The organism is Acidimicrobiia bacterium, from assembly GCA_040902765.1.
Lineage (GTDB): Bacteria > Actinomycetota > Acidimicrobiia > Spongiisociales > UBA11373 > DATKBG01.
Genome location: JBBDWO010000007.1, coordinates 128,588 through 153,990, shown reverse-complemented (window position 1 = coordinate 153,990; position 25,403 = coordinate 128,588). Strand labels below are relative to the sequence as shown.

General features: G+C 63.3%; 21 protein-coding genes. 15 read left to right on the top strand and 6 right to left on the bottom strand.

The window, feature by feature from the left end:
- Positions 1-282: 282 nt before the first annotated feature.
- Positions 283-768 carry a GNAT family N-acetyltransferase gene (locus tag WEA29_02980; protein MEX2322723.1) on the bottom strand — a complete coding sequence of 162 codons (486 nt, stop codon included), beginning with the start codon at positions 766-768 and terminating at the stop codon, positions 283-285.
- A 139-nt stretch (positions 769-907) separates the two neighbouring features.
- On the opposite strand from WEA29_02980, the gene rfbD reads away from it, so the two are divergent.
- Entirely contained in the window at positions 908-1,765 is an 858-nt protein-coding gene (gene rfbD, locus WEA29_02975) for a dTDP-4-dehydrorhamnose reductase (GenBank protein ID MEX2322722.1), read from the top strand.
- A gap of 19 nt (positions 1,766-1,784) precedes the next feature.
- Here the strand turns inward: rfbD and WEA29_02970 are convergent, their stop codons facing one another.
- The gene (locus tag WEA29_02970; protein MEX2322721.1) at positions 1,785-2,960 is read right to left on the bottom strand and encodes a hypothetical protein; all 1,176 of its coding nucleotides are present in this window, start codon (positions 2,958-2,960) and stop codon (positions 1,785-1,787) included.
- A gap of 149 nt (positions 2,961-3,109) precedes the next feature.
- Between WEA29_02970 and wecB the strand changes: the two genes are divergently transcribed.
- Complete coding sequence (wecB, locus tag WEA29_02965) at positions 3,110-4,228, top strand: UDP-N-acetylglucosamine 2-epimerase (non-hydrolyzing) (protein MEX2322720.1); 1,119 nt, start codon at positions 3,110-3,112, stop codon at positions 4,226-4,228.
- The gene (locus WEA29_02960) at positions 4,221-5,243 is read left to right on the top strand and encodes a hypothetical protein (GenBank protein MEX2322719.1); all 1,023 of its coding nucleotides are present in this window, start codon (positions 4,221-4,223) and stop codon (positions 5,241-5,243) included. The genes wecB and WEA29_02960 overlap by 8 nt, the downstream gene beginning before the upstream one ends.
- 123 nt (positions 5,244-5,366) lie before the next feature.
- Here the strand turns inward: WEA29_02960 and WEA29_02955 are convergent, their stop codons facing one another.
- Positions 5,367-6,311 carry an NAD-dependent epimerase/dehydratase family protein gene (locus WEA29_02955; GenBank protein MEX2322718.1) on the bottom strand — a complete coding sequence of 315 codons (945 nt, stop codon included), beginning with the start codon at positions 6,309-6,311 and terminating at the stop codon, positions 5,367-5,369.
- Entirely contained in the window at positions 6,304-7,281 is a 978-nt protein-coding gene (gmd, locus tag WEA29_02950) for a GDP-mannose 4,6-dehydratase (GenBank protein ID MEX2322717.1), read from the bottom strand. The genes WEA29_02955 and gmd overlap by 8 nt, the downstream gene beginning before the upstream one ends.
- Before the next feature lie 292 nt (positions 7,282-7,573).
- Here gmd and rfbH point away from each other — a divergent pair, with 292 nt between their 5' ends.
- The gene (gene rfbH, locus WEA29_02945; protein ID MEX2322716.1) at positions 7,574-8,884 is read left to right on the top strand and encodes a lipopolysaccharide biosynthesis protein RfbH; all 1,311 of its coding nucleotides are present in this window, start codon (positions 7,574-7,576) and stop codon (positions 8,882-8,884) included.
- Here the strand turns inward: rfbH and WEA29_02940 are convergent.
- Complete coding sequence (locus WEA29_02940) at positions 8,840-9,859, bottom strand: glycosyltransferase family 2 protein (GenBank protein ID MEX2322715.1); 1,020 nt, start codon at positions 9,857-9,859, stop codon at positions 8,840-8,842. The two genes, rfbH and WEA29_02940, sit on opposite strands and share 45 nt — an antisense overlap.
- A 153-nt stretch (positions 9,860-10,012) precedes the next feature.
- On the opposite strand from WEA29_02940, the gene WEA29_02935 reads away from it, so the two are divergent.
- From WEA29_02935 to WEA29_02915, 5 genes are read left to right on the top strand one after another with little or no spacing between them, the layout of a single operon-like run.
- Positions 10,013-11,824 carry a bifunctional GNAT family N-acetyltransferase/PLP-dependent aspartate aminotransferase family protein gene (locus WEA29_02935; protein ID MEX2322714.1) on the top strand — a complete coding sequence of 604 codons (1,812 nt, stop codon included), beginning with the start codon at positions 10,013-10,015 and terminating at the stop codon, positions 11,822-11,824.
- A 4-nt stretch (positions 11,825-11,828) separates the two neighbouring features.
- The gene (locus tag WEA29_02930; protein ID MEX2322713.1) at positions 11,829-12,701 is read left to right on the top strand and encodes a transketolase; all 873 of its coding nucleotides are present in this window, start codon (positions 11,829-11,831) and stop codon (positions 12,699-12,701) included.
- Positions 12,698-13,663 (top strand): transketolase C-terminal domain-containing protein, encoded by a 966-nt coding sequence (locus WEA29_02925; protein ID MEX2322712.1) that lies wholly within the window; start codon positions 12,698-12,700, stop codon positions 13,661-13,663. Before WEA29_02930 ends, WEA29_02925 begins: the two co-directional genes overlap by 4 nt.
- Positions 13,660-14,466, top strand: coding sequence for a glucose-1-phosphate cytidylyltransferase (rfbF, locus tag WEA29_02920; protein MEX2322711.1), 807 nt, complete (start codon positions 13,660-13,662; stop codon positions 14,464-14,466). Before WEA29_02925 ends, rfbF begins: the two co-directional genes overlap by 4 nt.
- Before the next feature lie 13 nt (positions 14,467-14,479).
- Positions 14,480-15,463: an NAD-dependent epimerase/dehydratase family protein gene (locus tag WEA29_02915; protein ID MEX2322710.1), complete on the top strand. Its 984-nt coding sequence runs from the start codon at positions 14,480-14,482 to the stop codon at positions 15,461-15,463.
- 3 nt (positions 15,464-15,466) lie between these two features.
- On the opposite strand, the gene WEA29_02910 is transcribed toward WEA29_02915, so the two are convergent.
- Positions 15,467-16,789, bottom strand: coding sequence for a hypothetical protein (locus WEA29_02910; protein MEX2322709.1), 1,323 nt, complete (start codon positions 16,787-16,789; stop codon positions 15,467-15,469).
- A 407-nt stretch (positions 16,790-17,196) separates the two neighbouring features.
- Here WEA29_02910 and WEA29_02905 point away from each other — a divergent pair, with 407 nt between their 5' ends.
- From WEA29_02905 to WEA29_02880, 6 genes are all read left to right on the top strand, one after another.
- Positions 17,197-18,924 carry a glycosyltransferase family A protein gene (locus WEA29_02905; GenBank protein ID MEX2322708.1) on the top strand — a complete coding sequence of 576 codons (1,728 nt, stop codon included), beginning with the start codon at positions 17,197-17,199 and terminating at the stop codon, positions 18,922-18,924.
- A gap of 1,371 nt (positions 18,925-20,295) precedes the next feature.
- Positions 20,296-21,171, top strand: coding sequence for a hypothetical protein (locus WEA29_02900; GenBank protein ID MEX2322707.1), 876 nt, complete (start codon positions 20,296-20,298; stop codon positions 21,169-21,171).
- Complete coding sequence (locus tag WEA29_02895) at positions 21,168-22,187, top strand: glycosyltransferase family A protein (protein MEX2322706.1); 1,020 nt, start codon at positions 21,168-21,170, stop codon at positions 22,185-22,187. Before WEA29_02900 ends, WEA29_02895 begins: the two co-directional genes overlap by 4 nt.
- Positions 22,180-22,329, top strand: coding sequence for a hypothetical protein (locus tag WEA29_02890; GenBank protein ID MEX2322705.1), 150 nt, complete (start codon positions 22,180-22,182; stop codon positions 22,327-22,329). Before WEA29_02895 ends, WEA29_02890 begins: the two co-directional genes overlap by 8 nt.
- A 372-nt stretch (positions 22,330-22,701) precedes the next feature.
- Positions 22,702-23,187: an acyltransferase gene (locus tag WEA29_02885; GenBank protein MEX2322704.1), complete on the top strand. Its 486-nt coding sequence runs from the start codon at positions 22,702-22,704 to the stop codon at positions 23,185-23,187.
- 384 nt (positions 23,188-23,571) lie between these two features.
- Entirely contained in the window at positions 23,572-25,380 is a 1,809-nt protein-coding gene (locus WEA29_02880) for a glycosyltransferase family 61 protein (GenBank protein ID MEX2322703.1), read from the top strand.
- Positions 25,381-25,403: the final 23 nt, after the last annotated feature.

Below are 25,403 nucleotides of genomic sequence, written 5' to 3'. Positions count from 1 at the left end.
GCGGCCAAAGGCCGCTGACGGAGGGGGAGGGCTGACGCGTCGCGAGGGGCCTCCAATAGGGTTCGCCCTCCCCCCTCCCCGCCGCTCGCTCCGCTCCCGGCGGTACTCCCCCCTACGGGGGGAGGAACCGCGGGGAGGGCAGGCGGTTCCGATTAATGGGAGGGACCCTCTGTGCAGTCACCTCCCCCGAAGGGGGAGGTGACTGCGGCCAAAGGCCGCTGACGGAGGGGGAGGGCTGACGCGTCGCGGGGCTCCTGCCTGCCTCTCCGCTGATGCTCTAAGTCACTCCACGACCGAGTTGTAGGGCCCGAAGCCAGCCCACTGGTAGACCAACAGCCCGCGCGGATGCTCCAGGGAAGTGGACCGAACCCACACCCGCCCGGGCTCGTGATCCCAAGCACTGTCGACCGCCGAGGCGAGGAGGTACTTGCCCAGGCCTCGCTCGATGAAATCGGGAGCCAGTCCGAAGTGCCGCAGCTCGACCTCACCTTCCACGCGCCGATCCAACTCGAACATGCCGGCGGGCACACCGCCCATGTAGAAGACGAAGACATCCACGGCGGGATCAGCGATGACCGTCAACAGCTCCTCATCGTCGAGACCCGCCCGCTCCTTCCAACCCCACCGAGATCCGACCGTCTCGTACAGGTATCGATAGAAACCGACGGTCGGAGGATCGAGCCGCAGGAGCATCCCCGACTGAAACGGGCGCGGAACCGACAGCGAAGGACGCGAGCGCATCTCCAGGAAGGTGGTGATGACCGACATGGACGTATCCTGCCCGAGCCAAAGACTCGATGCACACGGCGAGCGCCCGCCTGCCCCCTCGATGTAGCGCGGTACCCTTGACCCTCATGGGGCCACCGAGCATTCGAGGCCGATACAAGCGAATGCGGAGCACACACCTGTGATCCTCGTGACCGGTGGCACAGGACAGCTCGGCACGGCCCTTGCCTCGATCCTGGACCGAGCCGTGTATCCGACCAGGGATGAGCTCGACCTGGCGCGACCGGAGACCGTCGCCCGAGCCGCCGACGCCTATTCCCCGTCGGTGATCATCAACGCGGGTGCCTACACCGCCGTCGATCAGGCTGAGCATGACGAGGCGACGGCATGGCGGGTGAACGCCGACTCGGTCAAGGCCCTGTCTGCCTATGCCTCAAGGCAATCGATCCCGTTTGTGACGGTTTCGACCGACTATGTGTTCGATGGTGATACGGCGACTCCCTACCTCGAGTCATCACATCCCAACCCGCTGAACGCCTACGGGCGCAGCAAGCTTGCGGGAGAAAGGGCGGCACTGACCGAATACGGCGACGCGCTGGTCGTCCGTACCTCCTGGGTCATGTCCTCGACCCACAACTCCTTCCTGACTATCGCGATCAAGGCCGCACGAGCCGGAGGGATGCGCGCGGTCACCGACCAGCGAAGCTGCCCGACGTCCGCCTCCGACCTTGCGATCGGGTTGGTGGCCGCCTTGGAAGCGGGCGCGACGGGCATCCTTCACATGGCGAACGACGGAGATGCCACGCGTTACGAACTGGCTCTGGAGGCAGCACGGCTGATCGGCCTGGACTCGAACCTGATTCAGCCAGCCCTATCCACCGACTTCCCGAGTCCCGTCGTGAGGCCCCGATACTCGGTGATGCGGTCGGAGCGGCTCGCCAGCCTTGGACTGGCTCCCCTGAGGCCATGGCAGGAGGCCCTCGTCCCGTTGATCTCGGCCTTGGTCCTGGGGAGCACCCCAGAGAACTCGTCGACCTAGCGAACCACCCGATATGGCCTCATCGAGCCGGGCTGCCGGAAGCAACCACAAGCCCAAGAAGCGCGGCGGTCTCGCCCACGAGGAGCGCCGTCGCGACCCGGGCCGTTGGATCGATCTGCAAACTGATCACGGTGATCACTGCCATGATCAGTCCGAATACCCAAGCCAGAGCCAATCGCCCCGTATGTCCACGGCCAACCAGCACCTGCGTCGCGACGAGCGCGGCGAGGGCGACGACGACCGCTGCTGCGGCTAGACCAGCAAGCAGCGCGGTTGGGCGGAACTCCTGGCCGTAGAGCGTCTGCACTATCCATGGGCCGACCAGCATCGCTCCGGCTCCTGCTGCGCCAGCCGCGACCCCACCGCCGATCGCGGCCCGCCTGACAAGAGTACTCAGGAGATGATCGCCTTCACTCGCAGCACGACGGGTCACCGATGGCAAGAGCCTCGCCATCAGATTGTACGAAACGGACAGCGGGCCTCTGAATAGCGTGGTGGTCACGAAGTAGACGCTGATGGCGGCAGCCGAGGCACCCAGGGCGCCGAGAACGAGCGGACCGGACGCGAGGAGAACTTGCGACGCTGCGGTCCCCACCAGATAGCCACCGAGGAACCGCCGGTCCGACCCGGGCGGTGCTCCCGCGGGCACAGCATCGCGCGGAGTTCGCCATGGGCGGGCCAGGACTACCACCACGGGTGTCAACGCCAGCACCCAGCACAACGCGACACCGCCCAGTCCGAGCAGCACGACGAGTACCGTCCCAACGACTTTGCTGAGCGCGTCGCCCGCCACTACCGCCCCATAGGCCGTATACCTCTCGCGCCCCGCAAGAAGACCGCGGCCGACCACATGAACGGCTGAGACCGGAAAGAGTGCCACAGCGACGAGCACGTACCCCCAGTCACCGACGAAGAGCGACTGACGGACCGCCACCGCGAGACCGCCTGCGAGAACCGTTGCAGCGAGGGTGACCATGGCTACCACACGAACCGTGGGCGAAGAGACACCCCCGCCGGCGAGGGTCACTCGCCGGATGACCATCTGCTCGATCGGGAGCATGAAAATGGTAAACCCGATGAAGAGCATCGCCCATATCACGGATACCGGGGCGAATCCCGTCGGGCCAAGGGCCCTACCGCCGAGGACCTGAACCACATAGGCGCCGATAGCACCGATCAGCGCGCCAGCGACCATGAAGGAGGTCCCGCGGCGATGCGTAAGAGGACCGCGAGGCCTAACTGACGCCACGCCGGGACGATACACGACGCTGCGCCTGGTTCAGCGGCGCGTTCTGTCAGCAAAGCACCGTACCATTGCCGCCCCGCACCCCAACCGGAGGCTCCGTGAGCCCACAGCACCCACCAAGAGGCTCGATAGCGGTCGTCTTGGGCACCCGACCCGAGATCATCAAACTAGGCCATGTCATCCGGCTGTTGGGAGATGCCACATCGATCGTCCACACCGGACAGCACTACGACGCCTCGCTCTCGTCGGACTTCTTCGACGCGTTCCAGCTTCCAGCACCCGACCACCAACTCGGCGTGGGAGGTGGTTCGCGGGGTGCTCAGATCGGCTCGGCGTTGCAGGCTCTAGATGAGCTGTTCTTGAAGACAGAGCCAGCCGCCGTGATCGTACAGGGGGACACGAACTCTGCCGTTGCTGGCGCTCTCGCAGCCAATGCGCGTGGGATTCCGCTGGTTCACGTGGAAGCTGGCCTCCGCAGCTTCGACCGCCGGATGCCCGAAGAACACAACCGGGTGATCGCCGACCACCTCGCGGACCTGCTCTGCGCCCCAACAGCCACGAGCCGGTCGAACTTGCTTGCAGAGGGGATCAGCGAGGAACGCATCGTCATTACCGGAAACACGGTCGTCGAAGCCGTGACCTCGCTGCTTCCGGACGCGAGCGTGCGACGCTCTCTGCTCGCTGAATTCAACCTCGAGCCAGGCGAGTTCATCCTGAGCACATTCCACCGACCTGAGAACGTGGATGACCTACACACGCTCCGGACGATCCTCGACGAGCTAGCCCGCCTCCCAAAGCCGGTGGTCCTACCCCTGCACCCTCGAACGGCCGCTCGGGCGGGTCGCGACCTCGCGACATCGAAACTGCTCGGACAGTTACGGGTTGTCGAGCCGCTGCCTTACCCGGCGTTCCTGGGACTCTCGGCCGAGTCAGCAATGATGATTTCCGACTCCGGCGGGGTCCAGGAGGAAGCCTCGGTGCTCAAACGGCCTGTTCTCGTAGTGCGCAGATCCACCGAACGCCCGGAGGTGATCGGTACGTTCGCTGAACGCGTCGAGGTCGGTCCGGACATGGGCACCACGGCGTTGGCGTGGCTCGCAGATCTCCCGGCGCTCCACGAAAAGCTCGGGGCGATCGCGAGTCCCTACGGAGACGGGACTGCCTCGAAGAGAACCGTCGACGCGATCCTTGAGCTACTGGCTGATTCGGGTGTCTAAGGGCTTCGCGTTGATCCGCAAAGCCCTCGGTCGCCGCAGGGCTGCCGAACCCGCGCTTGTGCTTCCTTCGCCCGAGGCGACCGGCTCGACACTGAGTGTCTGCCATCCCAATTGGCGAGGGGTCCGCACCTCGGCCAAGGCCTTCGGCGACCCACTGGTCGAAACGGCGGACGCTGGTGCCCACGCCGCCGCCATCGTCGACTCCGCCACAACCAACGGTGCCGCTGCAATCGTGATTCATGGCTTCCCACCCGGAGCCGACCTCCTACTGACCCGCGCCAAGGCCGCCGGCTTGCGCACCCTGGCAGTTGTCCACTCCTCACCGGCCCAGCACGGTGCCGAGGCGTGGGAGGCAGCTGTGGTCGACCGCGTCATCGCTCTCGCCCGCGACGGTGTCGTCGACCGAGTCGGTTTCGTCAAGGCCGGAGTCGCCGAAGTCTTCTCGGGCATGGGTATCGACGCCGTGCACACGCCAAACCGGGCTCCACGCTTGGAGGCATTCGAACCGCTCGACCTGGGGCCCGGGAAGCACATCGGCGTGTTCGCTGCGCCGTTCTGGCGTAAGAACGTGGTGACCCAGCTGGCCGCGGTGTCCCTGATGGGAGGGACCACGGCGCACGTGCTGGAGCGGCCGGCGGTGGGCTATCTGGATGATCTCGACATCGTGGAACACGGTGAGGTCTCCTGGCCCGACTTCGTGCGGCTTCAGGGGAGCGTCGATCTCAACCTGTATGTGTCGCTGTCTGAGTGCCACCCGATGAGCCCGATGGAGTCGTATCTGGCGGGTGTGCCGTGCCTGATGTCCCGTACCTCAGACCTGTTCCGGGACGACCCCGACCTATGGGAGACGGTGACCGTTTCGGAGGCCGATGATCCGACCGCGATCGCTGCCGCGGCGGGTCGCCTCTTGGACGCTGGCCCTTCAGTGGTCGCGCGGGCCCGGGAGTGGATAGAGGCTGCCGATTCCCGGGCCGCTCGCAGTTGGGCCGCATTCACAGGCGAGACCCCCGCGTGACGGCCGCCATACCTGCCCAGTGGCGTACCCACGGGTTTCGCGGTGTCGCTGTGATCGAGACCTCCGCTCGATAGCAGTCGTACGCCTCGATCGGTCGCGCCACCCCCACCTGATCCGTCGGGATCAGCCCCCGCTCCGATACGCCGACACCGTGCGGGCGACGCCATCGGACAGACTCGTCCGCGGCTGGAAGCCGAGGTCCTGGAGTCGGTCGATCGAGGCCACTCGAGACGACGGGCCGGACGGTTTGGCGGCATCGAAGACGATCCTGGCTTCAGGCGCAACGGCTGCCACCACCGCTGCCGCCAGATCCCGAATGGCGACCGCCTCACCACTGTCCACGTTGTAGGCGGTGCCAGCGGCACCAGCGGTGAGGATCAGGCTCACCGCCCGAGCCACGTCCTCGACGAACACGAACGACCGCACCGCCGACCCGTCGCCCCACACGGTCAGCGGCTCACCCGCCTCCAGCCGGGCGGCGCGATCGATCAACGCGTGCACCACCGTGGATCGCTGTGCGTCAAACGGCGCGCCGGGTCCGTAGACGTTGCCGAACCGCCCGACCACCACCTCGACGTCATCCACCCATGAGGCGACGACCTCATCGGTGATCTTTGACCACGCATACGGCGAAGGATTGTCTCCAAGGCTGAGGAGCGGGTGATCCTCGGTGAGGGGCTCTGGGGCGGACCGGTACACGACCGTCGACGACGCCAGGAAGACGCGCGATACACCCGCCCTTCGGGCACCTGACACGACCGTGTCGGTGATCTCCCGGTTCGAGCGGAACACCTCCGCGGCACGCTCGGCCTGGAACTGCACGCCGCCCGCCCGGGCCGCCAAATGCACCACCGCCTCGGCACCCTCCAAGAGAGCATCGACCGCAGGGGCATCGGTGAGATCGACGACCGCCGACTCGTGGGGGACATCCACCGGATCACCCTTCGGGTGGGCCACCGCCACCGTGCTGAATCCGTCGGCGGCCAGGGCGGCGACCACATACCGACCGATGAATCCGTGACCCCCGGTGACGACGACGCGGGCTCCGGCGGCGAGCCCCTCAGGCATCGAGGCCATGGGCGGCGAGGTCGGCGAGCACCATCTCGCGAACCAGCTCCTCGAAGGTCACTTCGGGTGACCATCCCAGAACCGTCTTCGCCCTCAGGGGATCCGCCTGGAGGAAGTCCGCCTCGGCGGGCCGGTAGAAGCGGGGATCGATCTCCACGAAATCGGTCCAGTCGAGGTCGACCACGGCAAAGGCAGCGTCCAGGAACTCCCGCACCGAGTGCGCTTCACCCGTGCCGATGACCAGATCGAGTGGCTCATCATGCTGCAGCATCAGATGCATGGCACGGACGTAGTCGCGGGCATGACCCCAATCTCGCTTGGCATCCAGGTTGCCGAGCAACAGCTTCTTCTGCTCCCCCTTCATCAGTCGGGGGATCGCTGCCGTGATCTTGCGGGTGACGAACGCCTTCCCGCGCCGGGGACTCTCGTGGTTGAACAGGATCCCGTTGGACGCGTGGATACCGTATGACTCACGATGATTGATCGTGGCCCAATAGGCGTACACCTTGGCGACGGCGTACGGGCTGCGAGGGTGAAACGGCGTCTCCTCGTTCTGCGGGGGCGGAGCGGCGCCGAACATCTCGCTGCTCGATGCCTGGTAGAACCGGATGGACGGATCGGCGTGGCGGATCGCTTCGAGCAAGCGCACCGCTCCCAGACCGGTGACGTCCCCGGTGTGCACCGGTTGATCGAAGGAGGCGCGAACGTGCGACTGAGCGGCCAGGTTGTACACCTCGGCGGGCCGAGTGTCGTCGATGAGTCGCATCAGCGAGTGCGAGTCGCCGAGGTCCGTGATGTGCACCTCAACCTGCGGGGGGTCGGTGGTCACCAGGTGGCCGATACGGGTGTCCTCGAGGTCGTGCGTGGTGGTGCGAATAGTCCCATGCACCTCGTAGCCCAGGCCGAGCAGATACTCGGCGAGGTACGAACCGTCCTGTCCTGTGATACCGGTGATGAGCGCCCGCGGCATTCACCCTCCTCATCGACGCATACCGGCGAGGATCGTACCCACCTCGCTGCCCCGCCGCCTCCCTAGAACGGACCGAGGCGAAAGTGGTACCGGCGAATACAGCTTGTTGACGTGGTGACGTTGTCACGTCGTCGGACATCACCGCCTGGTCGGCGTCGAACGGCACCGACGTCGATCGCATCTGGGAGGTCAGCGCCCCTGACTGGAGATTGCCGCCAACGCCGGTCCACGTCGGGTGAAAGCGCGGGCAGCAGTACGATACCCTTCCATCCTCAATCAGCAAGCCGCGAATATGAGTCGAGAATCCATCCTCGCCGCCGTGCGCGAGCATGCGAGCAAGTCGTTCGCGCAAACACCCTTCATCCCAGGCCAAACCCCGATCCCTGTCTCTGGCAAAGTCCTCGACGCCGACGACATCGTGGCGCTCGTCGAGTCGAGCCTCGACGGCTGGCTGACCGCAGGCCCATTTGCGAAAAGCTTCGAAAGGAAACTCGCGAGTCGAGTCGGTACTCGCCACGCCCTCTTGGTCAACAGCGGATCTTCGGCCAACCTCGCCGCCTTCTCTGCACTGACCAGCAGGAGGCTCCCGGAGAAACGCCTTCATCCCGGCGACGAGGTATTGACTGTGGCCCTTGGGTTCCCGACAACGATCAACCCTGCGATTCTCCACGGTGTTCGGCCCGTTGTGGTCGACGTCGACCCGTCGACATTGAACGCGGATCCGGACCTCCTGCGCGAAGCTGTCGGTCCAGAGACGAAACTGATCATGATGGCGCACACGCTCGGGAATCCGTTCGATCTCGACGTCGTAACCGAACTCGCAGTGCAGAACGACCTCTGGGTGATCGAAGATGCCTGCGATGCCCTCGGAGCAACGTTTCGCGGCAAGAACGTCGGCACCTTCGGCGATCTTGCGACATTCAGCTTCTACCCCGCCCACCACATCACAACAGGCGAGGGTGGAGCTGTGGTCACGAACAAGCCGCGACTCAAGAAGCTCGTCGAGTCCTTTCGCGACTGGGGGCGAGACTGCTATTGCGAACCGGGCAAGGCCAACACGTGCAAGAAGAGATTCGATTGGCAACTCGGAGACCTCCCCTATGGCTACGACCACAAGTACATCTACTCCGACATCGGCTACAACCTGAAAGCGACAGACATGCAGGCAGCCATCGGCTGCACCCAGCTCGACAAGCTCGACTCGTTCATCAAGCGGCGAAAATCGAACTGGGCAGTCCTGCGAAGGAACCTCGAGGACATCCCCGGGCTGCACCTGGTCGACCCAACACCGAACTCCGAACCGAACTGGTTCGGGTTTCCCATGTCGGTCGACCCCGGCGTGGGATTCGAACGCCGAGATCTGCTTGTATTCCTGGAGAGTCGGCAGATTGCGACGCGACTCGTCTTCGGTGGGAATCTCCTCCGGCAGCCGGCCTATGAAGACGTCGAGTTTCGGGTGGTCGGAAGTCTCAAGAACACTGACTATGTAATGCGGCAGACGTTCTGGATCGGGGTCTTTCCTGGCCTCACGACCGAGATGCTGGACTATGCCGCACATTCAATCCGGGAGTTCTTCGAATCCCCCGGGCGGTTCATCTCCTAGGTGGTCGAAAGAGAAGCCCAAGCCGGTATCCGATTCAACTCGGTAGTGACTTGACTCCTCGTCGATCACGTAGAGCGGCCGAGCCTTGACCTCCATGTAGATCCGCCCTACATACTCTCCAATCAATCCAACCGCGGCCATGTTGACTCCAATGGAGAACAACAACAGCAGCGCCAGCGTTGTCACGCCGGGAAGAGTGCGACCGATGATGAACAATACGAAGTATGCCAGGGCCCCCACGGACGCCGCAGCTGCGATAGCGAATCCGGCCGCTGTGAGTAGTTGCAGGGGACGTAGAGAAAAGGAAGTGATCGCGTTGAGAGCAGTCCGAGAAATCGCGGCGAAATTTGCCTTGCTCCGCCCCGCCGTGCGAGGTTGGCGGTCGTATTCGATGGGGACCTGGCGAAACCCCAGCCATGAAATCAATCCGCGGGTGTAGCGCACACGTTCCGGCATTGCCAGGAGCGCCATACAGACCCGCCGGGACACCAGCCTGAAATCTCCCGAGTCCGTATGCATCGGTGAATCCGACGTTCGCGTCATGAGTCGGTAGAACACACGGATCGCGGTCCGGCGAGTGCGCGACTCCCCTTGGCGCCTTCGCTGGCGGCCATACGCGACGTCGGCTCCCTGCTCCCACGCTTCGACCATCGCAGGGATGAGTTCGGGTGGATCCTGAAGGTCGCTGTAGAGCACGACTACCGCATCCCCACGAGCAACTCTGAATCCCGCCGTCATAGATGCCTCGACAGATGGTCCGAAGTTGCGGCTGAATCGCACGTACCGGATCGAGGGGTCGGAGGCGGCCAGGCGCGCGATCTCTTCGCCAGATCCGTCGTCCGAGGCATTGTCGACGAACACGAGCTCCAACTCGTGGTCGCTCAGACCCTCCCTCACCAGGTTCAGACGGCGCAGTAGCTCCGAGAGCGTCCCTACCTCGTTGTAGATCGGAATCACGACGGTAATCAGTGCCACTTCGGATCCCTCGCCGACGCCGCGACCAACTTAGCCGGGATACGGGATCGATCATCTGATCCAGGTTCGTGCAGCGCCGGATCCAATCGCGACCGCTCCGCTCTCCCACTACCCTTACGGCACACCCCAACCGCGAGATCGAGGCACCCCGTAATGGCCCTCAAAGGCAAGCGTACCGGCAAGGAAACCAGCGCACTTCGTCCGTACCACTTCATCGAGTACGCCCGTCGCGAATTCGAATGGATGAAGATCAGCCACCGCACTCCCGCCGAAGTCGTCGTCGAGGGGTTGGGACTGCGGCTGTTGCCGGTTTCCGAAGGCACCGTATCCGGGGACCTCGTGGCGGAATTCGGGCAGTGGCGTGCCGCCCATCAGTATGCGTATCCGACCCGATTCGAAGTGACCGCCGAGGGAACTGAATCGTGGCTCAGGAAGGCCGTGCTGGCGAATGCCGACCGTCTCCTGTTCTTGATCACCGACTCGGCCTCGTCACGACTCGGCCACATTGGTCTCGTGCTGCGTGAAGACTTGGACTGCACCGTGGAATTGGACAACGTCCTGAGGGGCAGGCCGGGTGTCAAGGGGGCGATGTCCTCCGCAACGCTTGCCCTCGAGAACTGGGCCTACGAACAACTCGGGGCTCTCAGAGTCGTACTAAGGGTTCTCGCCTCTAACTCCAAGGCGGTGGCGTTCTATGAGAAGATCGGCTACGAAGAGTGGGAGCGCACGCCGTTGACGAGGCGCGACGAAGGAGACGGCCGAGTGAGTCTGGTCGCTGCAGCGTCCGATGAACAAGTCTCCGATGAATTTATCACGATGGGAAAGCACTTGGACGATCAACCGACAGCTGGTGAGATGGTGCTCACCGCTGGTCCCTCCATCGGCCACCGAGAGACGACGTACACCTCAGATGCAGTCCGCTACGGGTGGAATGCCAACCACTCGGACTACCTGGCGCGATTCGAACGGGAGTTCGCCGACTACGTAGGCGTGGAGTTCGCGCTCGCAACATCGAGCTGCACAGGCGCACTCCACCTGGCGCTGCTCGCCCTCGGGGTGGGGCCGGGCGATGAGGTCCTAGTTCCGGATGTCACATGGGTTGCGACGGCATCGGCCGTTGAGTACGTCGGAGCGACGCCGGTCTTCGTCGATATAGACGCCCGTACATGGACGCTAGATCCACAACAGGCCGAGGAGGCAGTGACGCCACGCACAAGGGCAATGATACCCGTGCACCTCTATGGCGTTCCGGCCGACATGACGGCGCTGCAGGCCGTCGCCCGACGCCATGATCTTGCCATCATCGAGGACGCGGCACCGGCGATCGGCGCGTTGCACAAAGGCTCGCCGGTTGGCGGAATCGGCGAATTCGGGGCGTTCAGCTTCCAGGGAGCCAAGATGCTCGTCACCGGCGAGGGCGGGATGCTAGTCACCAACGACGCAGATCTCTACGCAACCGCTCGCCAGATTTGGGACCACGGGCGTACACCGGGCACGTTCTGGATTGAACAGCTCGGTGTCAAATACAAGATGCCCAATGCGACAGCCGCGTTGGGGTTGGCACAACTCGAGAGGTCGGAGCAGCAGATCGACGCCAAGACAAGGATTGCTCGCTACTACCGAGATCTCCTGGCAGATGTCGATGGGTTGAGGTTCCAGGAGCCGATGGATTCTGACCGCAGCATTCACTGGATGACCAGCGTGACTCTGCCTGTGGAAGACACCGAGCAACGAGCAGTGGTCACCGATCGCATGCGGCAGAACGGCGTAGACACGCGGCCCGTCTTCCCCCAGATCAGCTCGTTCACGATCTGGTCGGGGGATGACGGCGGGCCGGGCAGACGCCAGACCGCCCAGCAAGTGGCCGCGAGATCGGTCAACCTACCCAGTGGCGTCAGGCTGAGACGGCCAGATCTGGAGAGGGTAGCAACTGCTCTCCGCGCCAGCCTCGGCAGTCCCGGCTAGATCGATGCCGACTCGCTCACGAGGGTCATCCAAGGAATTGGCGCGAGCCATGAGAACGGCGATCGTGCTGATGACTGCAGAGGCGCAAGCGGCACATGTGGGATCCAGCATGTCCGTTGCCGACATCCTCGCCGTGCTCTACTCAGGCGGAGCGAGGATCGATCCAACACGTCCCGATTGGCCGGATCGCGATCGGGTCGTCGTCTCCAAAGGACATGCATCGGCTGCCGTCCTTGCCTGTCTGGGGATCTCCGGGTACTTCGAGACCAAGCGACTGCGGGAGTACTGCAAAGATGGGTCGATGTTGGCTGGTCATGTCACGCGCAGTGGGGTCCCAGGAGTCGACTTCTCCACCGGTTCCCTGGGCCACGGCCTGCCGTTTGCGGTCGGAACCGCCCTCGCTGCGAAGAGGCAAGGCAGCGATCGACGAGCCTTCTGCGTCCTGTCGGACGGGGAGTTGGACGAGGGCTCGGTATGGGAAGCGGCACTGTTCGCTTCCCACCATCAGTTGTCGAGTGTCATCGTCCTGATCGACAGGAACGGGATCCAATCACTTGGATCGACCGAAGACACAATTGCGCTCGAACCCCTCGAAGATAAGTGGAAGGCGTTCGGCTGGTCGACCTCTCGAATCGATGGCCATGACCACAGTCAGATCGCTTCGGCGATCCGACGGGCAGGAAGAACGACTGCTCCGACCTGCATCGTCGCCGAAACCACCAAGGGCAAAGGTGTCACGTTCATGGAAGACCAGGTCGTGTGGCACTATCGATCGTTATCCGGTGATCCCCTCGCCGATGCCATTGAGCAGGTCACCGGAGAGCGCCTCACCCCGGCTGATGCATGGGACCGCGTCGTGTGCGCCGAGAATCTATGAGAACGACGTTCATTGAGTCACTGACCGATGCGGCCGCAGCCGACGACCGAATCTTCCTGGTCATCGGAGACTTAGGGTTTGGAGTCGTCGAGCCTTTCGCGCAACGATTCCCCGATCGCTTTGTCAACGCGGGCGTGTCGGAGCAGTCGATGATGGGCATCGCCGCCGGCCTGGCAGATTCCGGCTACCTCCCGTTTGTCTATTCGATCGCCAACTTCCCGACCCTGCGGTGCCTGGAACAGGTGCGCAACGACGTTTGCTACCACGATCTCCCCGTGACGATCGTCGCCGTTGGGGGAGGCGTCTCATACGGGGCCCTCGGTTACACGCACTTCGCGGTGGAGGATATCGGGATCATGCGCTGTCTGCCGGGCCTGCGCACCGTGATCCCATGCGATCCAACCGAGACCGCCTCGCTGTTGGCGATGCTCATTTCGGATCCCCGCCCTTCGTATCTGCGGCTCGGGAAGTCCGGTGAGCCTATCCTTGGCCGCGATCGGCCGCACTCGATGATTCGCTTTGGCTGGCCGCGTGAGATTGGCGGATCTGGGGGCAAAGTTGCCCTCCTGGCATCAGGCCCAATCGCAGCTGAGTGCCTGACCGCTGCTGATGCGCTCGCTGAGCAAGGTGTGTTGAGCACAGTCTGGAGCGTTCACAGTCTGCCGGTGGCCCCCGAGTGGTGGGACGAAGCCCTGCCCGCGGCGGAACTCATCGTCACGGTCGAGGAACACTCCAGGGTGGGGGGTCTCGGCAGCGCAGTGCTGGAGAGCCTTTCCGACGCTGATCGGTGTATGCGCGTCCTGCGGCTGGGTTTTGAAGACACACGCCTCAAGGCGATCGGCTCACAAGATTATCTCCGCAGAGCCCATGGCTTGGATTCCACCGCGATCCACCGCAGAATCACCAGCGCGATCGCCTCAAGCACGGCACGAAACAAGCCATCCGCAGAGGAGTATCAGTGACCGAGGACCTGGATGCGAGAACCGTGGCAATAGTCCTCGCCGGTGGTCTCGGGACGAGGCTGCGCGAGGAAACCGAATTTCGGCCGAAGCCAATGGTGGACATCGGCGGGCACCCAGCCATGTGGCACATTATGAAGGGCCTGGCGCATCATGGAATCACTGACTTCATAGTCTGCGTCGGATACAAGGCGGAGGTGATCAAGGACTACTTCCTCAACTACGAAGCGCGTAACAACGACTTCACCATCCACTTGGGGCAGCAACACACGGTGGACTTTCACGGGAACCACACCGAGGTCGATTGGGACGTGACAGTTGTCGACACCGGTCACCTCACCCCCACGGGTGGACGAATCCATCGGGTGCGCAACCATGCCGAGAAGTACAGGCGATCCATCGTTGTATACGGTGATGGCATCGCGAACGTCGATATTGCTGCTCTCTTGGCACACCATGAGGAGCAACGTACAGCCGCGACTCTCACAATCGTGCGGCCCCCGTCCCGGTTCGGATTGGTGACGGTCGACGAGAAGACACGACGGGTCACAGGATTCAGGGAGAAGCCGCTGCTGGACGATTGGATCAACGTCGGCTTCTTCGTCTTCGAGCACAGGGTATTCGACTATCTCGAACCCGACTCCGTACTTGAGAGAAAGCCCCTCGAGCGCCTCGCCGCGGATGGCGAGCTAACAGCCTTTGCCCACGACGGTTTTTGGCAACCTATGGACACCTATCGAGAGGCAACTTTACTCAATGAGCTCTGGGACTCGGAGGATGCTCCATGGAAGGTGTGGAGTGACTGATACGCGTAAGTCCATGAAGTGGGGATCCCAACGCGTCCTGGTAACCGGTGCGACCGGGTTGATCGGTCACCACCTCACGCGCGAGTTGTTGTCACTGGGTAGCGAGGTCGCTGCATTGGTTCCAGATATCGATCCCAACTCTGAGTTCTATCGCACCGGCATCGACCGCTCGTGCACTGTCTACTCCGGAATCCTCGAGAACGACGACGACGTAAGGCGCGCGCTCGGCGGTTTCATGCCCGATATCGTCTTCCATCTGGGAGCTCAGACCCTGGTAGGGCCGGCACTCCGAGATCCCGTCAGCACATACCGTACGAATGTTCTCGGAACCTGGAACCTCCTCGATGCATGCCGCCTGATCACGCCAGCCGCAGCAGTCGTCGTCGCATCCAGCGACAAAGCCTACGGTGAGACAGCGCATCTCCCCTATCTCGAATCGCTGCCCGTCCAGGCGGGTGCGCCATATGAGACCTCGAAAGCTTGTACGGATCTCATCGCCCAGTCGTACGCTCGGACCTATAGGGCCCCAATTGCAATCACAAGGTGCGGCAATGTCTACGGCGAGGGTGACCGCAACTGGAGCCGGCTGGTACCCGGTACCTTCAAGTCGCTGATTGCTGGGGAGTCCCCGGTCCTACGATCAGATGGAACACCGCTACGCGACTACATCTACGTCGCCGATGTGGTCAACGGCTACCTCTCGACAGCCGCAGCGATCACGGCCAACCATGATCTCGCAGGAGAGGCATTCAACTTCAGCACCGAAACCCCGCTCAGCGTGCGCAGCATGTATGGGGCCATCTGCGAGGCGTTCGGTGAAAACGTCGAACCCCTGGTCGCAGGTGGGGCAAGCGCCGAACTCCAGGATCAGTACCTCGATGCAAGCAAGGCACGTCGCGTCCTGAACTGGAGTCCCGAGTTTGAACTCGCCGATGGCCTGGATGCCGCGTGCCTCTGGTATTCAGAGTATTTCGCGTCGCCCGACTCAATCCGATAGCCCTCAGTCGATCGGCTCGGTATGTGGCCGGAATCGGCTCAGAATCCAGGGCATCCGTAGTGCGCCTACGACTGGAGCAATTGACTTTAATGGATACAGGTATCTGGTTTCGAAGTGGACCAAGAACGACGAACCGACAATGGCGATCGCCAAGCTGAAGAAGATCAGCCACCCCGCCTCACCCAGAGCTTTGGGCCGCCAGAAGATGACTAACCCCAGGAGTGTAAGCAACAGACCGTTTTCGATGAGTTCGAACCCGGGACCCGACGCGAACCAAAAGCGCGTGAATCCGAAGCTCTTGAGCGCGACCCAGTCAACCGGGTTGTGTAACAGAGCTTGAAGCGACGCGGTGCGGAACTCAGACATCTCGAGACCCTCGCCGTCGTGAGGCGAGTATGGCTGTGCCGCCTGGACCTCGATCATAAAGATATCGAGACACTTCGCTGGTTCGAGCCGACATGGAACGTTCATCAGACCATAGAGAAGGAAGTAGTGGCCCTTCTCCTCCAGGTAACTGCTCGGAATCCAATGTTGTGGCCAGAAGTCTGAGCCTGCGGTGCTCCACACGATATTCCCGGGCCGCACCTCAGTCGCGGCTATAACGCGCCACGGCATCGTGAATGCGTGGAATGCAACGACGACACTAATGAGCACGAGGGACGATCGAAGTGCCCTGCGCAGTTGACCACGACTTCGCAGCCGCACTGCTTGTACGATCCTAAAACCAAACACCACAACGGTGGCTGCCGTAAGCACCAAAGCGGCGGTCTCATACGGAGCCCTGAGATAGGCAGCCGCAGCAAAGAGAGCACCCGAGGCCGACCCACGGACGATCGCCGATCGCCTAGTGGGGGCCGACGACGCGCGGATCGCTTGAAGCACCGCGGACAAGAGCAGCGCGACAGAGATCGACTCGACATAGAACAGGCCCACACCCAAATACCACTCGCGCATCGGTTGCCCGACAGCAACAAGGAGGACCGCCCCAAGCGAGACCACAGGGCCAACCCTCGGCCGGAGAAATCGGTACCACGCTGACAAGACAAGTGTCCACACCGCGATGTTGATCATGCCGGCCGCGAGCGGAAGCCAGATACCCAAACGAGCCACGGCAACGTAGAGCGCCGAGAGAACAGCCACACCGGGCGGCCACAGGTTCAGAATCCAGTAGTTCGCCGGAGAGATCCTCCCGGTGTCGAGCAATTCGACTCCGGCTGTCAGGTAATAGCAGGCATCCGGACCCGGACAGATCCGGTCGATGACCTGGTCGGTAGACGCTGTGAGGGGTATGCCGGCGAGGAAACCGTCCCCGATTGCGGACGCCAAGAACGACAGGGTGAGCAATGTGGCCAGGAGTACCGGAACCCAGACCCTCGCCGACCTCACGAGCCACGGTCTCTCTTGAAGGGCCGGTTGAGCGAACCTGGGGTCTGGACCCCATCTTGCCCGGTGATCCCTGTGATGAGCGCCCGCGGCATTAACCCCTCCTTGTCGACGCAGACCGGTGAGGATCGTACCCACCTCGATGCCTTGGGCCCCTTCTGGGTCGCGAGGCTATCCTCCTCCCGGTGCGCGCCCTCCCCCTCGGTTGCGCCACAAATGTAGACACACGGTTGACGGGTGCCGCGGTGATGGTGAGGCTCCTTCTAGGATCTTGGGAGTCCTCGAGGCCAACCCGCGTAGACTACGCCGCCGCCGAGGCGACGCCCGAGATCTGCACGGAAGGCACACCCATGGGCCAGACTCACCGATTCGGCCGATCTCCGCTGCTCGGCATCTTCGGCAGCGGAGCGAGCGAGATCCGTCTCTCCGCCAAGCGGATACGGGCTCGGGCTGCTGAGCCGTGGGAGTTCGTGGCCACGCCGGACGCCGCCCGCGATGGATGGCAGGTGGCGAGAAGCCTCGATGCCAGAACGGCTCCGGGGGACCTGATCATCGCCGACGACCGCGACGGTGTTGCAGGTCTCTACGCGCTCGAGCAGGCGATGCGTCCTCCGCAGGAACGCCGACACGTGGTCGTGGTGGCCGGGGAGTCGAGCACCCTTGAGCGTCTGTGGACTGGAGGCACCCTCGACGGCGAGCCGGCGGACGAGTCGATGATTGACTGGGAGATAGTTCTGTATCGGTTCGCCGAATGGGTCGTTACCCCGTCGAAAGCCGCCGCAGAGTTGCTGCAAGCCGCCGGGGTTCGTGCGGATGTGACGGTCGTGGACATCGCTGAGCCACCGCTGAGGGACGTCCCCGGGCACCGGAGTGTGCGCTCGATCTGGTTACCCGAAGATCAGTCGCGACGCGCCCAGACTGCGAGGATCATGCGCGTTCTTCTCGGCTCCGTCCCCGACGTCAGACTGGTCGTATCGCCGGAGAGCGCCCAAGATCGCATCTGGGCCGATACGACCCGACAGGTCAACGGGCACCTGTTCGACATGTTCGAGACCAGGGTCGACGCGGGTAGGCGACCGCTGACTGATCCGGACTTGGTTGTGCTGGGCGATCCGTTTCGCCTCCCGGCCCCGAGCGTCGGACGACTCAGGGACCGCGGGGTTCCGGTCGTCGTGTACAAGGGTTCGACGGTGGCCTCGTACTGGCCGGAGTCGCCGACGTGGTCTTCGGAAGAGGAGTTGGTCGGCATCGTGTCCGGCGAGCGGATTGGGGAGCCCGCGGCGCGACCTCCGCGACCGGGAGTCGACCAGGCGCTGAGTCTGGCGCCACTGGGTGTCGAGGATGGAAGGGCTCGGCGCGTTTCAGTCGGTGTCCCGATCTTCAGGGATGTCAGGTTCCTCGACGAGTGCCTGGAGTCCATCGTGGCTCAGACGCAGCCGGCGGAGGAGGTGCTCCTCATCGACGATGGGTCACTGTCGGCTGAGGTCGATGCAGGCCTCGAGCGATGGGAGGCGTTGCACCCTGGACTGATCCGCGTCCTGCGCCAGCACAACCGCGGCGTCTGCGTGGCTCGCAACACCATGCTCGACGCCATGCGGGGGGACTCGTTCGTGCTCGTTGACGCGGACGATGTCCTAGCTCACGACTTCATCGAGAAGACGGCGACCGCGCTGCGGGCGGCGCCGGATCTGTGGGCGGTAGCGACGTGGACCGAATTCTTCGGCGATTATGAGGGGGTCGAGGCGAAGCCGCCGTTCGATGAGAGGGTGGGTCGGCGTGAAAACCCGATCGTGTCGACCTGCGCCCTGGTCGACATGAAGGTTCGGGACCTCGGAATCCGGTTCGACCCCGAGCTGGCCTTCATCTACTGCGAGGATTGGGACTTCTGGTCACAGATCGTGGCGCACGGCGGCAAGTTTGGGCTCGTGCCCGATGCCCTCGCTCGGCACCGAGTGCATGGCTCGTCGGGTGCGAACGTGCGCACCCCCCTCGCTCATCGGATCGGAAAGGCGCGGGCGAATGCTCGGATGGATGGGGTTCCCCGTGTCGGCGTGGTCCACGGGCGCGAGGGTCGGTGAGGTGCTGCCTGTCGGCGACGAGGGGTTCCAATCCAGGTCGAAGGACCGAATCGACTCACTCCTGGAGACGCGTCTCTCGGTGGTGTTGGTGTCTCACAACCTTGATCAAGTAGTCGCACTCGCCGATCGTGTTCTGTGGATCGACCACGGGCGACCCGCAATTGATCAGCGACCCATTGGAGGTCGCGGAGGCTTATCGGGAGTGGAGTGGTGATCCACCGTGATCGGCTGGTCTTCGGATGACGATATCTGCGAAGCGTCCCGTTGATCTCCGCGCGACCGTGCCGGACCCCGGGGTGTGCCGTGTCGCCCGCGCGTCGTGCCCTAACATCTGGGCCACAGCCGTTGGGTGCTCCCGTTGGACTACTCAACGCGGTCCATCGCTCCAGCGCCAGGAGGTAATCACGTGACCAGGGTGTCTCGGATTCGGCGACGCTTTGCGAGGGAGATGAGGACGAGCGGCCTTCTTGGGACCATCAAGATGCCCGCGGCATACTCGTGTGGCGACTCCGGGGTTCGCCTCCGGCAGCCATTGGATCCTGGCACGTGACCGGGTCCACTCCGGATTGGGTGTTCGAGGGCTTCTACGGAGCCGACGATCCGCGTCTAGAGAGTATGAGCGCCCATGACCGCTTAGAGCACTTCATCAAGCACGATGTGGGGCGTGGGGTCGACCCACATCCCCTCTTCGACATCGACTTCTACGTCGGGCAGGTTCCGGGTCTCGATCGAGAAGAAGCCTTGGCGCACTACGTCGATCAGGGTGCCGCCTTCGGTCTCTCACCACACCCGTTGTTCGACCCGGCCTTTTACCAGGAGCGCGCTGGACCTGTTGCAGACCCCTTGGGCGGGTACTTGGCCGACGGTTGGCGATCAGGATTCGATCCGCATCCGTTGTTCAGTGTCGACTACTACCAGATGCATGCGCCCGACGTGGCAGAGTCGGGTGTCGACCCGCTGACTCACTATGTGACCACCGGAGGCCGCGAGCTTCGCCGTCATCATCCCCTGTTCGACCCGCGGCACTACCTTACGAGCGTCCTCCAGGCGGGTGGGGGCGCTATCGGAGAACTTCCCCTCAGGCACTACCTTCGGACGGGGGGTGTTGTTGATCCGACACCGCACTTCTCGAGTCGTTGGTATCTGGCGAATTGCGAAGACGCGAGGGAGAGTCCCCTAACGCCTCTCGTTCATTGGTTGACCGTCGGAGCAAGGTTGGGAGTCTCTCCGTCCGCACGGGGACTTCCTGAGCTTGCAACTGACTTGCTGCTCAGCGGGGATCCCCTCGGCGCGTTGCTCGCGCTCACCTATGTGCACTCGGATCACCGGGGATTCCCGTGGGCGCCAAGGGCCGTTGCGTACGGTTTCCCTGTGGACCGCCGCGACCAGGCCGTTGAAGAAGGCCTGGTAGTGGGAGGGTTGCCTGGCGTAGTGGTGGGCGAGAAGACTGTGTTCGGTGCAGTGCCGCCGGAGATGCCTACGAACATCGCGCGCGGCGAGTTGTCGGCCGTTGTCAGGCCGGATCGGGTTCTTGCTTCCGGGATGGTGAATCGTTCGCAGAGACCGCTGGACGGCACCCTGGTCCCTGAACTGCCGTTCGAGGCCGGGGAGGCCGACTGGTTGCTCGAAGCGATTCCTTCCATCTGGGAGTATCGCGCGCGCCGGTCGGACGCGACTCTCGTGTTGCCGCTGATGCCCCCGGAATTCATACTCGAGGTGCTTCGTGACGTCATCGGCTGGGTCCGGATTGCGAGCGTTCACGACGGTGAGTTTCAGTTACTGCGTCGCACCACGATTGCCCGGGCTGCGCCCGGCGCGCTCGCGGAGTTCCGTAACGCCCTCTGGCGTCATCACGTCCCACGTGATCGGCGGATCGTCCTCGTCTCGCACCGGCGCGATCCGTTCGATGCGGAGTCAAGATCACTGCTGCGTCGTGCGGTGATCAGGGCGGGGGGCGTTGCTGTCGACATCGAGTGGGGCGCGCAGGTTGTGCGTTCAGCCCTAGAAGATGCGGCGACCGTCCTGGTGGCCGAAGGCCTGCCCCACACTGTCCTCCTGGCTCCTCCTGGCTGCCGCCTCGTCAGCATGGCGCACAACCACGACGATGTGTTGGGCAGGGCCGAAGGAACGGGTCTCGTCGTCGACCGTTTGGCCCTGGCCCCGATCGAGTCAGACAGCCATGCTGAATCCCACCTGCTCGATGTCACCATGGCATCGGACTTCATCGAAGCCGCGTCCACTACATGACGACCGCGGGTTTCGTCCTCTCTTCGTACAACCGGGCACGCTACCTGGTCGGTTGTATCGAGTCGGTGCTGAGCCAGACACGCCAGCCTGATCGGATAGTTGTTGTCGACGACGGGAGTGGGGACGGGAGTCAGGACATCGTCCGAGGCTTCTCGGACCAGGGCGTCGAACTCTTCGAGACTGATCGCCTAGGTCCCAGCGGCGCACTCAACGCCGGAGTGGGCTCGATCGGCACTGATGTGGTCGCTGTTTTGGCGGGAGACGACCAGGCACTTCCTGATCGTCTCGCCCGGCAGCTGGCATCGCTCGAAAGTAGTGATGTAGAGCTCGTGATGGGGCTCCCGCTGGTCATGGATGAGCAGGGTGAGCCTCGGTCGGACGACCTTTGTCCCGAGTTCTTCGTGCAGGCGCGGGTCGGAACCGGGCACTTGCTTCGTCAGTTGTTCCAGGTCGGGAACTTTCTGTGTGCTCCGACAGCGACCTTTCTCCGGGAGACGTTCCTAGAGCTCGGTGGGTTCCAGCCCGGCCTTCTGCAGCTTCAGGACTTCGACCTGTGGGTGCGGTGGGCGGGAGGTCGCCGTGTAGCGGTCTCCGACGAGAGGGTCATTCGTTACCGCAAGGAGTCGAATAGCCTGTCCAGCCAGGGCCACGATCGGAGAATGCACGCAGAACGAGTGTGGGTGTACCGGCACTTCTTCGATGATGTCACCGACAGTGTTGTCGAGACAGCCTTTCGCGAAGAGCTACAGCGACTAGGTCGGGAAGGCCACTTCGACCGAACGCTCGACATAACATTGCTCTACCTAGGCCATCCTGATCCGTTGGTATATCAGATTGGCTGCGAGCGACTGCTCGATATTTGCAATGGTAAGGATGGGGCGGCACGGCTCGCGGAGTTTGGTATGAGAATCCAGGACGTCTATGACATCGTCGGCCGAGGTGACCTCACGCGTCTGGTCGACCGTGAGTCCCTTTTGCAGGGGATGCTCCGCCTTCGTGCGAATCTTCATGCTTGATGAGGCTGAACTGGGACTCGGCGAGGGCGTCATCGAAGCTGTCTCCGACCGACCCGATCGACGGGACAGCCCCCAGCTCGACGAGTCGTTCCCCCCAACGGATGGAGGTGAACTGGCTGCCGGCGTCGGAGTCGGCGCCTGATACGACTCTGACATAGCTCCCATCCTTCCAAACTCGGGAGCCTCCAAGAAAACCAGGGCGATTCACTTTGCGGGCGGGTTTTCGGGGTTGGCCGCGTGACCTTGATATGCCTGATCCCCGATCGAGGACCTTGTGGCGTGACTGGGACCGGTCTCGCCGCCGCGGCGAGACCGACACATCTGCCTGCATCGACCCGAGGCCACTCCCGCCCGAGACTCGACATGAGGCTCATTCGCCGCTTCGGTTGGGCGGCAGGGCTTGCGGGAGGGTGTTTGACAGCAGTCCCCCTGCATTCGGTGCCACCCGACCGCGGCGCGCTCCCATTACCATCGATACGGCAGTGAGTCCTTGGCGACACCCCGGGAGCCAGACGTGGCGATCACCTCCGATGTGAAGTTCGGCGTCGGTGTACGAATCCCTCAACCGGACCTCGTAAACCTCTTCGGCTGCTCGATCGGTGATGAGTCGATGATCGGCCCCTTCGTGGAGATCCAGGCCGGCGCGGTCATCGGTCGCCGCTGCAGGATCCAATCGCACTCATTCATCTGCGAGGGTGTCGTGATCGAGGATGAGGTCTTCGTCGGTCACGGAGTCATGTTCATCAACGACAGACTTCCTAGGGCCACGAACGCAGACGGAACCCCAAAGGGCAAAGGAGATTGGATCATGGAGGGCACCACCGTCGAGCGTGGTGTTTCGATCGGATCCAACGCGACCATTCTCGCTGGTTTGGTGGTGGGAGAAGAGTCCATCGTCGGTGCCGGTGCGGTGGTGACGACAGACGTCCCCGCCTTCTCGGTCGTTGTCGGGAACCCCGCAAGGATCGTGCGGGATACCAGGGAGAGAGGACCGAACTAGATGTGCGTATGCGGGCCGGGTGGGAGCATTTCTGCCGCGGGAAAGGTATCCGACCCGGTCGAAGCCAAGTCGAACCGGATGGGTGTAGTGGCCATACGCGAAAGCATCGAGACCGTGTTCGGGCTGTCGCCGCTGATGCCTCCAGAGACGCCCGAACGGCAAGGCGAAGGGGTTCTCGGCGTCGTGTCCCGACGGCAATAGGTGATGTTCCATCGTCGTGGAGCCTTCGGAGTCATCCCTCGGATGATCCAGTGGGCCCTCGAGCACCCTCCCGGGCGATGGGTCGTCTTCCCGCGCGTCGCGGAGAGGGCGATTGCGCGCCTAGTCCGACAGTGGCGATCCACCGATGATCGCGAAGCCCTCGAGGGAGCGTCCCGTCTGCTCGTGGCTTACCTCAAGGCCTGGCGTGGCACATCTGAGGTCACCTCAAAGGTGCGGCATTGGCGCCTCCGCATCGAGGGCTGGGCCGCCAACGTGTCGGATGGAGTTGCTGCCGCAGACGTGAGCCTCAGCATCGGGGGCGTGCCCGTGTTGACCCGTCGCCCGCGAGTCCATCGCCCCGATGTCGCCGCCCACTTCTCGGATCCTCGCCTAGCGCACTGCGGTTACAGACTCACAGCTCGTGTGCCCGACCCGGCCATCCTCGACGAATTCGTCGTGGTTGCTCGACTCGCGGACGGGGAACTCGCCCCGCTCCCGCTCACTGTCGAAGCTCAGTCGACCTTGGGCGAACGCGGAGTCGACCGCGCCGACCCGACAATGGGTGCGATCGCCGGGCTCCCCCGCGGCTACGTCGACTACGTCGTCGTCACACCGAAGTTCGTTCGCGAGAGCCGGCCGTCGCGTGCGGGCCTCGTCCGTAGTGCGGTCGAGAGTGACGATTGGCTCACTCTCGAGGCTGCTCTGGCGTGTGGAGAGGTGGACTTTGCTGCTGCTCTGGTTCGGCTGACAGATTCTCTCAGAACGTCACCACAACTCGATCTAGCGCTGGCGTACTTTGGCCTAGGAGCTGACGAGAAGGCTGCGAAGTGCCTTCGCCGCCGGTGGTCGCCCGAGCCCGGCAAATCTGTTGAAGGAGTACTTGGAGTGAGAGAATCCACGAGCCTGTCAAGCACTCCCGTATTGTCTGGGACCACGGTCGAAGTCGCTCTGCCGGAAGTGTGGCGTACCCGGCCGGCGGGTACTCAGTGTCGCACGCTCATAGTGCCGCCGCTCGGCGTGTCGCACCTTGAGAAGGCGACGATCGTGCGTGGTTCCACGGTGATCCAGGGTGAGTCCCTGGTCCTCTACGACGAGTCCGCTCGCCCATCTCTCGGGTTCGTAGCCGGGAACCAGGACCATCTTGCGGGAGTCGAGCATCGGGCCGACGAGGCACTGCTCTTTGCGCGCTACCAGGATGTTCTGACCATCGAAGAGGGGATCCTGCTCAGCGGCAGGGCGGACTTCAACCACTTTCACTTCCTCGTGGAGTACCTCCCTCGGCTCGGCCTGGTGGAACGTATTCCCGAGCTCGGGGGCGTTCCTGTGATCGTCACCGACACGCTCGGAAGTGCGTCACGGGAGGCGTTGGGCGTGGTGGCTCTGGGTCGCCCCGTCATCACGATCCGTCGAGACCAGCGTGTCACCGTGGATCGGTTGCACATTCCATCGATGCACACCTATGCCCCCGACACGACGCGGATTCCCTGGATCGAGGGCTGCCGATACTCGGTCGACCTACTCGGTGGGATCCGAGGCGCGCTGCTCGATCGGGCAACCCCAGGAGATTGGCCCCCCTACGTGTTCCTCGAACGGAATTCGTCGGCCCGCGGGCTGCTCAACTCGGATGCCGTCTTCGAGGCATTGGCCGGTGCTGGGTTCGTGTCCGTCGACCCGGCTTCATTGTCAATGCTCGAGCAGGTCAGCCTGTTCAATCAGGCACGTGTGATCGTCGGTGTCGGCGGTGCGGCGTTCGCCAATCTACTCTTCGCTCATCCCGCAGGCCATACAATTGCGCTCGTCTCGGATCAGTTGCACGACTTCTGCATGCACGCGACGCTCGCAGCGTTCTCCGGCCACCGGTTCACATACGTCACCGGCCGAAGCCCGCACAAACCTACCGACTTCTCCCATCGGCGTGACTACCTGCATGCGCCCTTCTCTGTGGATCCAGAGTTGGTGAGAGAGGCGGCCGAGGCCGCGCTCGACGGGTAGGCACATCGGGCAGGTATGCAGGA

Excerpts from the sequence above, each read along its gene's own strand:
- WEA29_02980 (MEX2322723.1), bottom strand. The coding sequence starts at position 768 with ATGTCGGTCATCACCACCTTCCTGGAGATGCGCTCGCGTCCTTCGCTG.
- WEA29_02970 (MEX2322721.1), bottom strand. The coding sequence starts at position 2,960 with ATGGTCGCTGGCGCGCTGATCGGTGCTATCGGCGCCTATGTGGTTCAG.
- WEA29_02955 (MEX2322718.1), bottom strand. The coding sequence starts at position 6,311 with ATGCCTGAGGGGCTCGCCGCCGGAGCCCGCGTCGTCGTCACCGGGGGT.
- gmd (MEX2322717.1), bottom strand. The coding sequence starts at position 7,281 with ATGCCGCGGGCGCTCATCACCGGTATCACAGGACAGGACGGTTCGTAC.
- rfbH (MEX2322716.1), top strand. The coding sequence starts at position 7,574 with ATGAGTCGAGAATCCATCCTCGCCGCCGTGCGCGAGCATGCGAGCAAG.
- WEA29_02935 (MEX2322714.1), top strand. The coding sequence starts at position 10,013 with ATGGCCCTCAAAGGCAAGCGTACCGGCAAGGAAACCAGCGCACTTCGT.
- WEA29_02930 (MEX2322713.1), top strand. The coding sequence starts at position 11,829 with ATGCCGACTCGCTCACGAGGGTCATCCAAGGAATTGGCGCGAGCCATG.
- WEA29_02925 (MEX2322712.1), top strand. The coding sequence starts at position 12,698 with ATGAGAACGACGTTCATTGAGTCACTGACCGATGCGGCCGCAGCCGAC.
- WEA29_02915 (MEX2322710.1), top strand. The coding sequence starts at position 14,480 with ATGAAGTGGGGATCCCAACGCGTCCTGGTAACCGGTGCGACCGGGTTG.
- WEA29_02905 (MEX2322708.1), top strand. The coding sequence starts at position 17,197 with ATGGGCCAGACTCACCGATTCGGCCGATCTCCGCTGCTCGGCATCTTC.
- WEA29_02895 (MEX2322706.1), top strand. The coding sequence starts at position 21,168 with ATGACGACCGCGGGTTTCGTCCTCTCTTCGTACAACCGGGCACGCTAC.
- WEA29_02890 (MEX2322705.1), top strand. The coding sequence starts at position 22,180 with ATGCTTGATGAGGCTGAACTGGGACTCGGCGAGGGCGTCATCGAAGCT.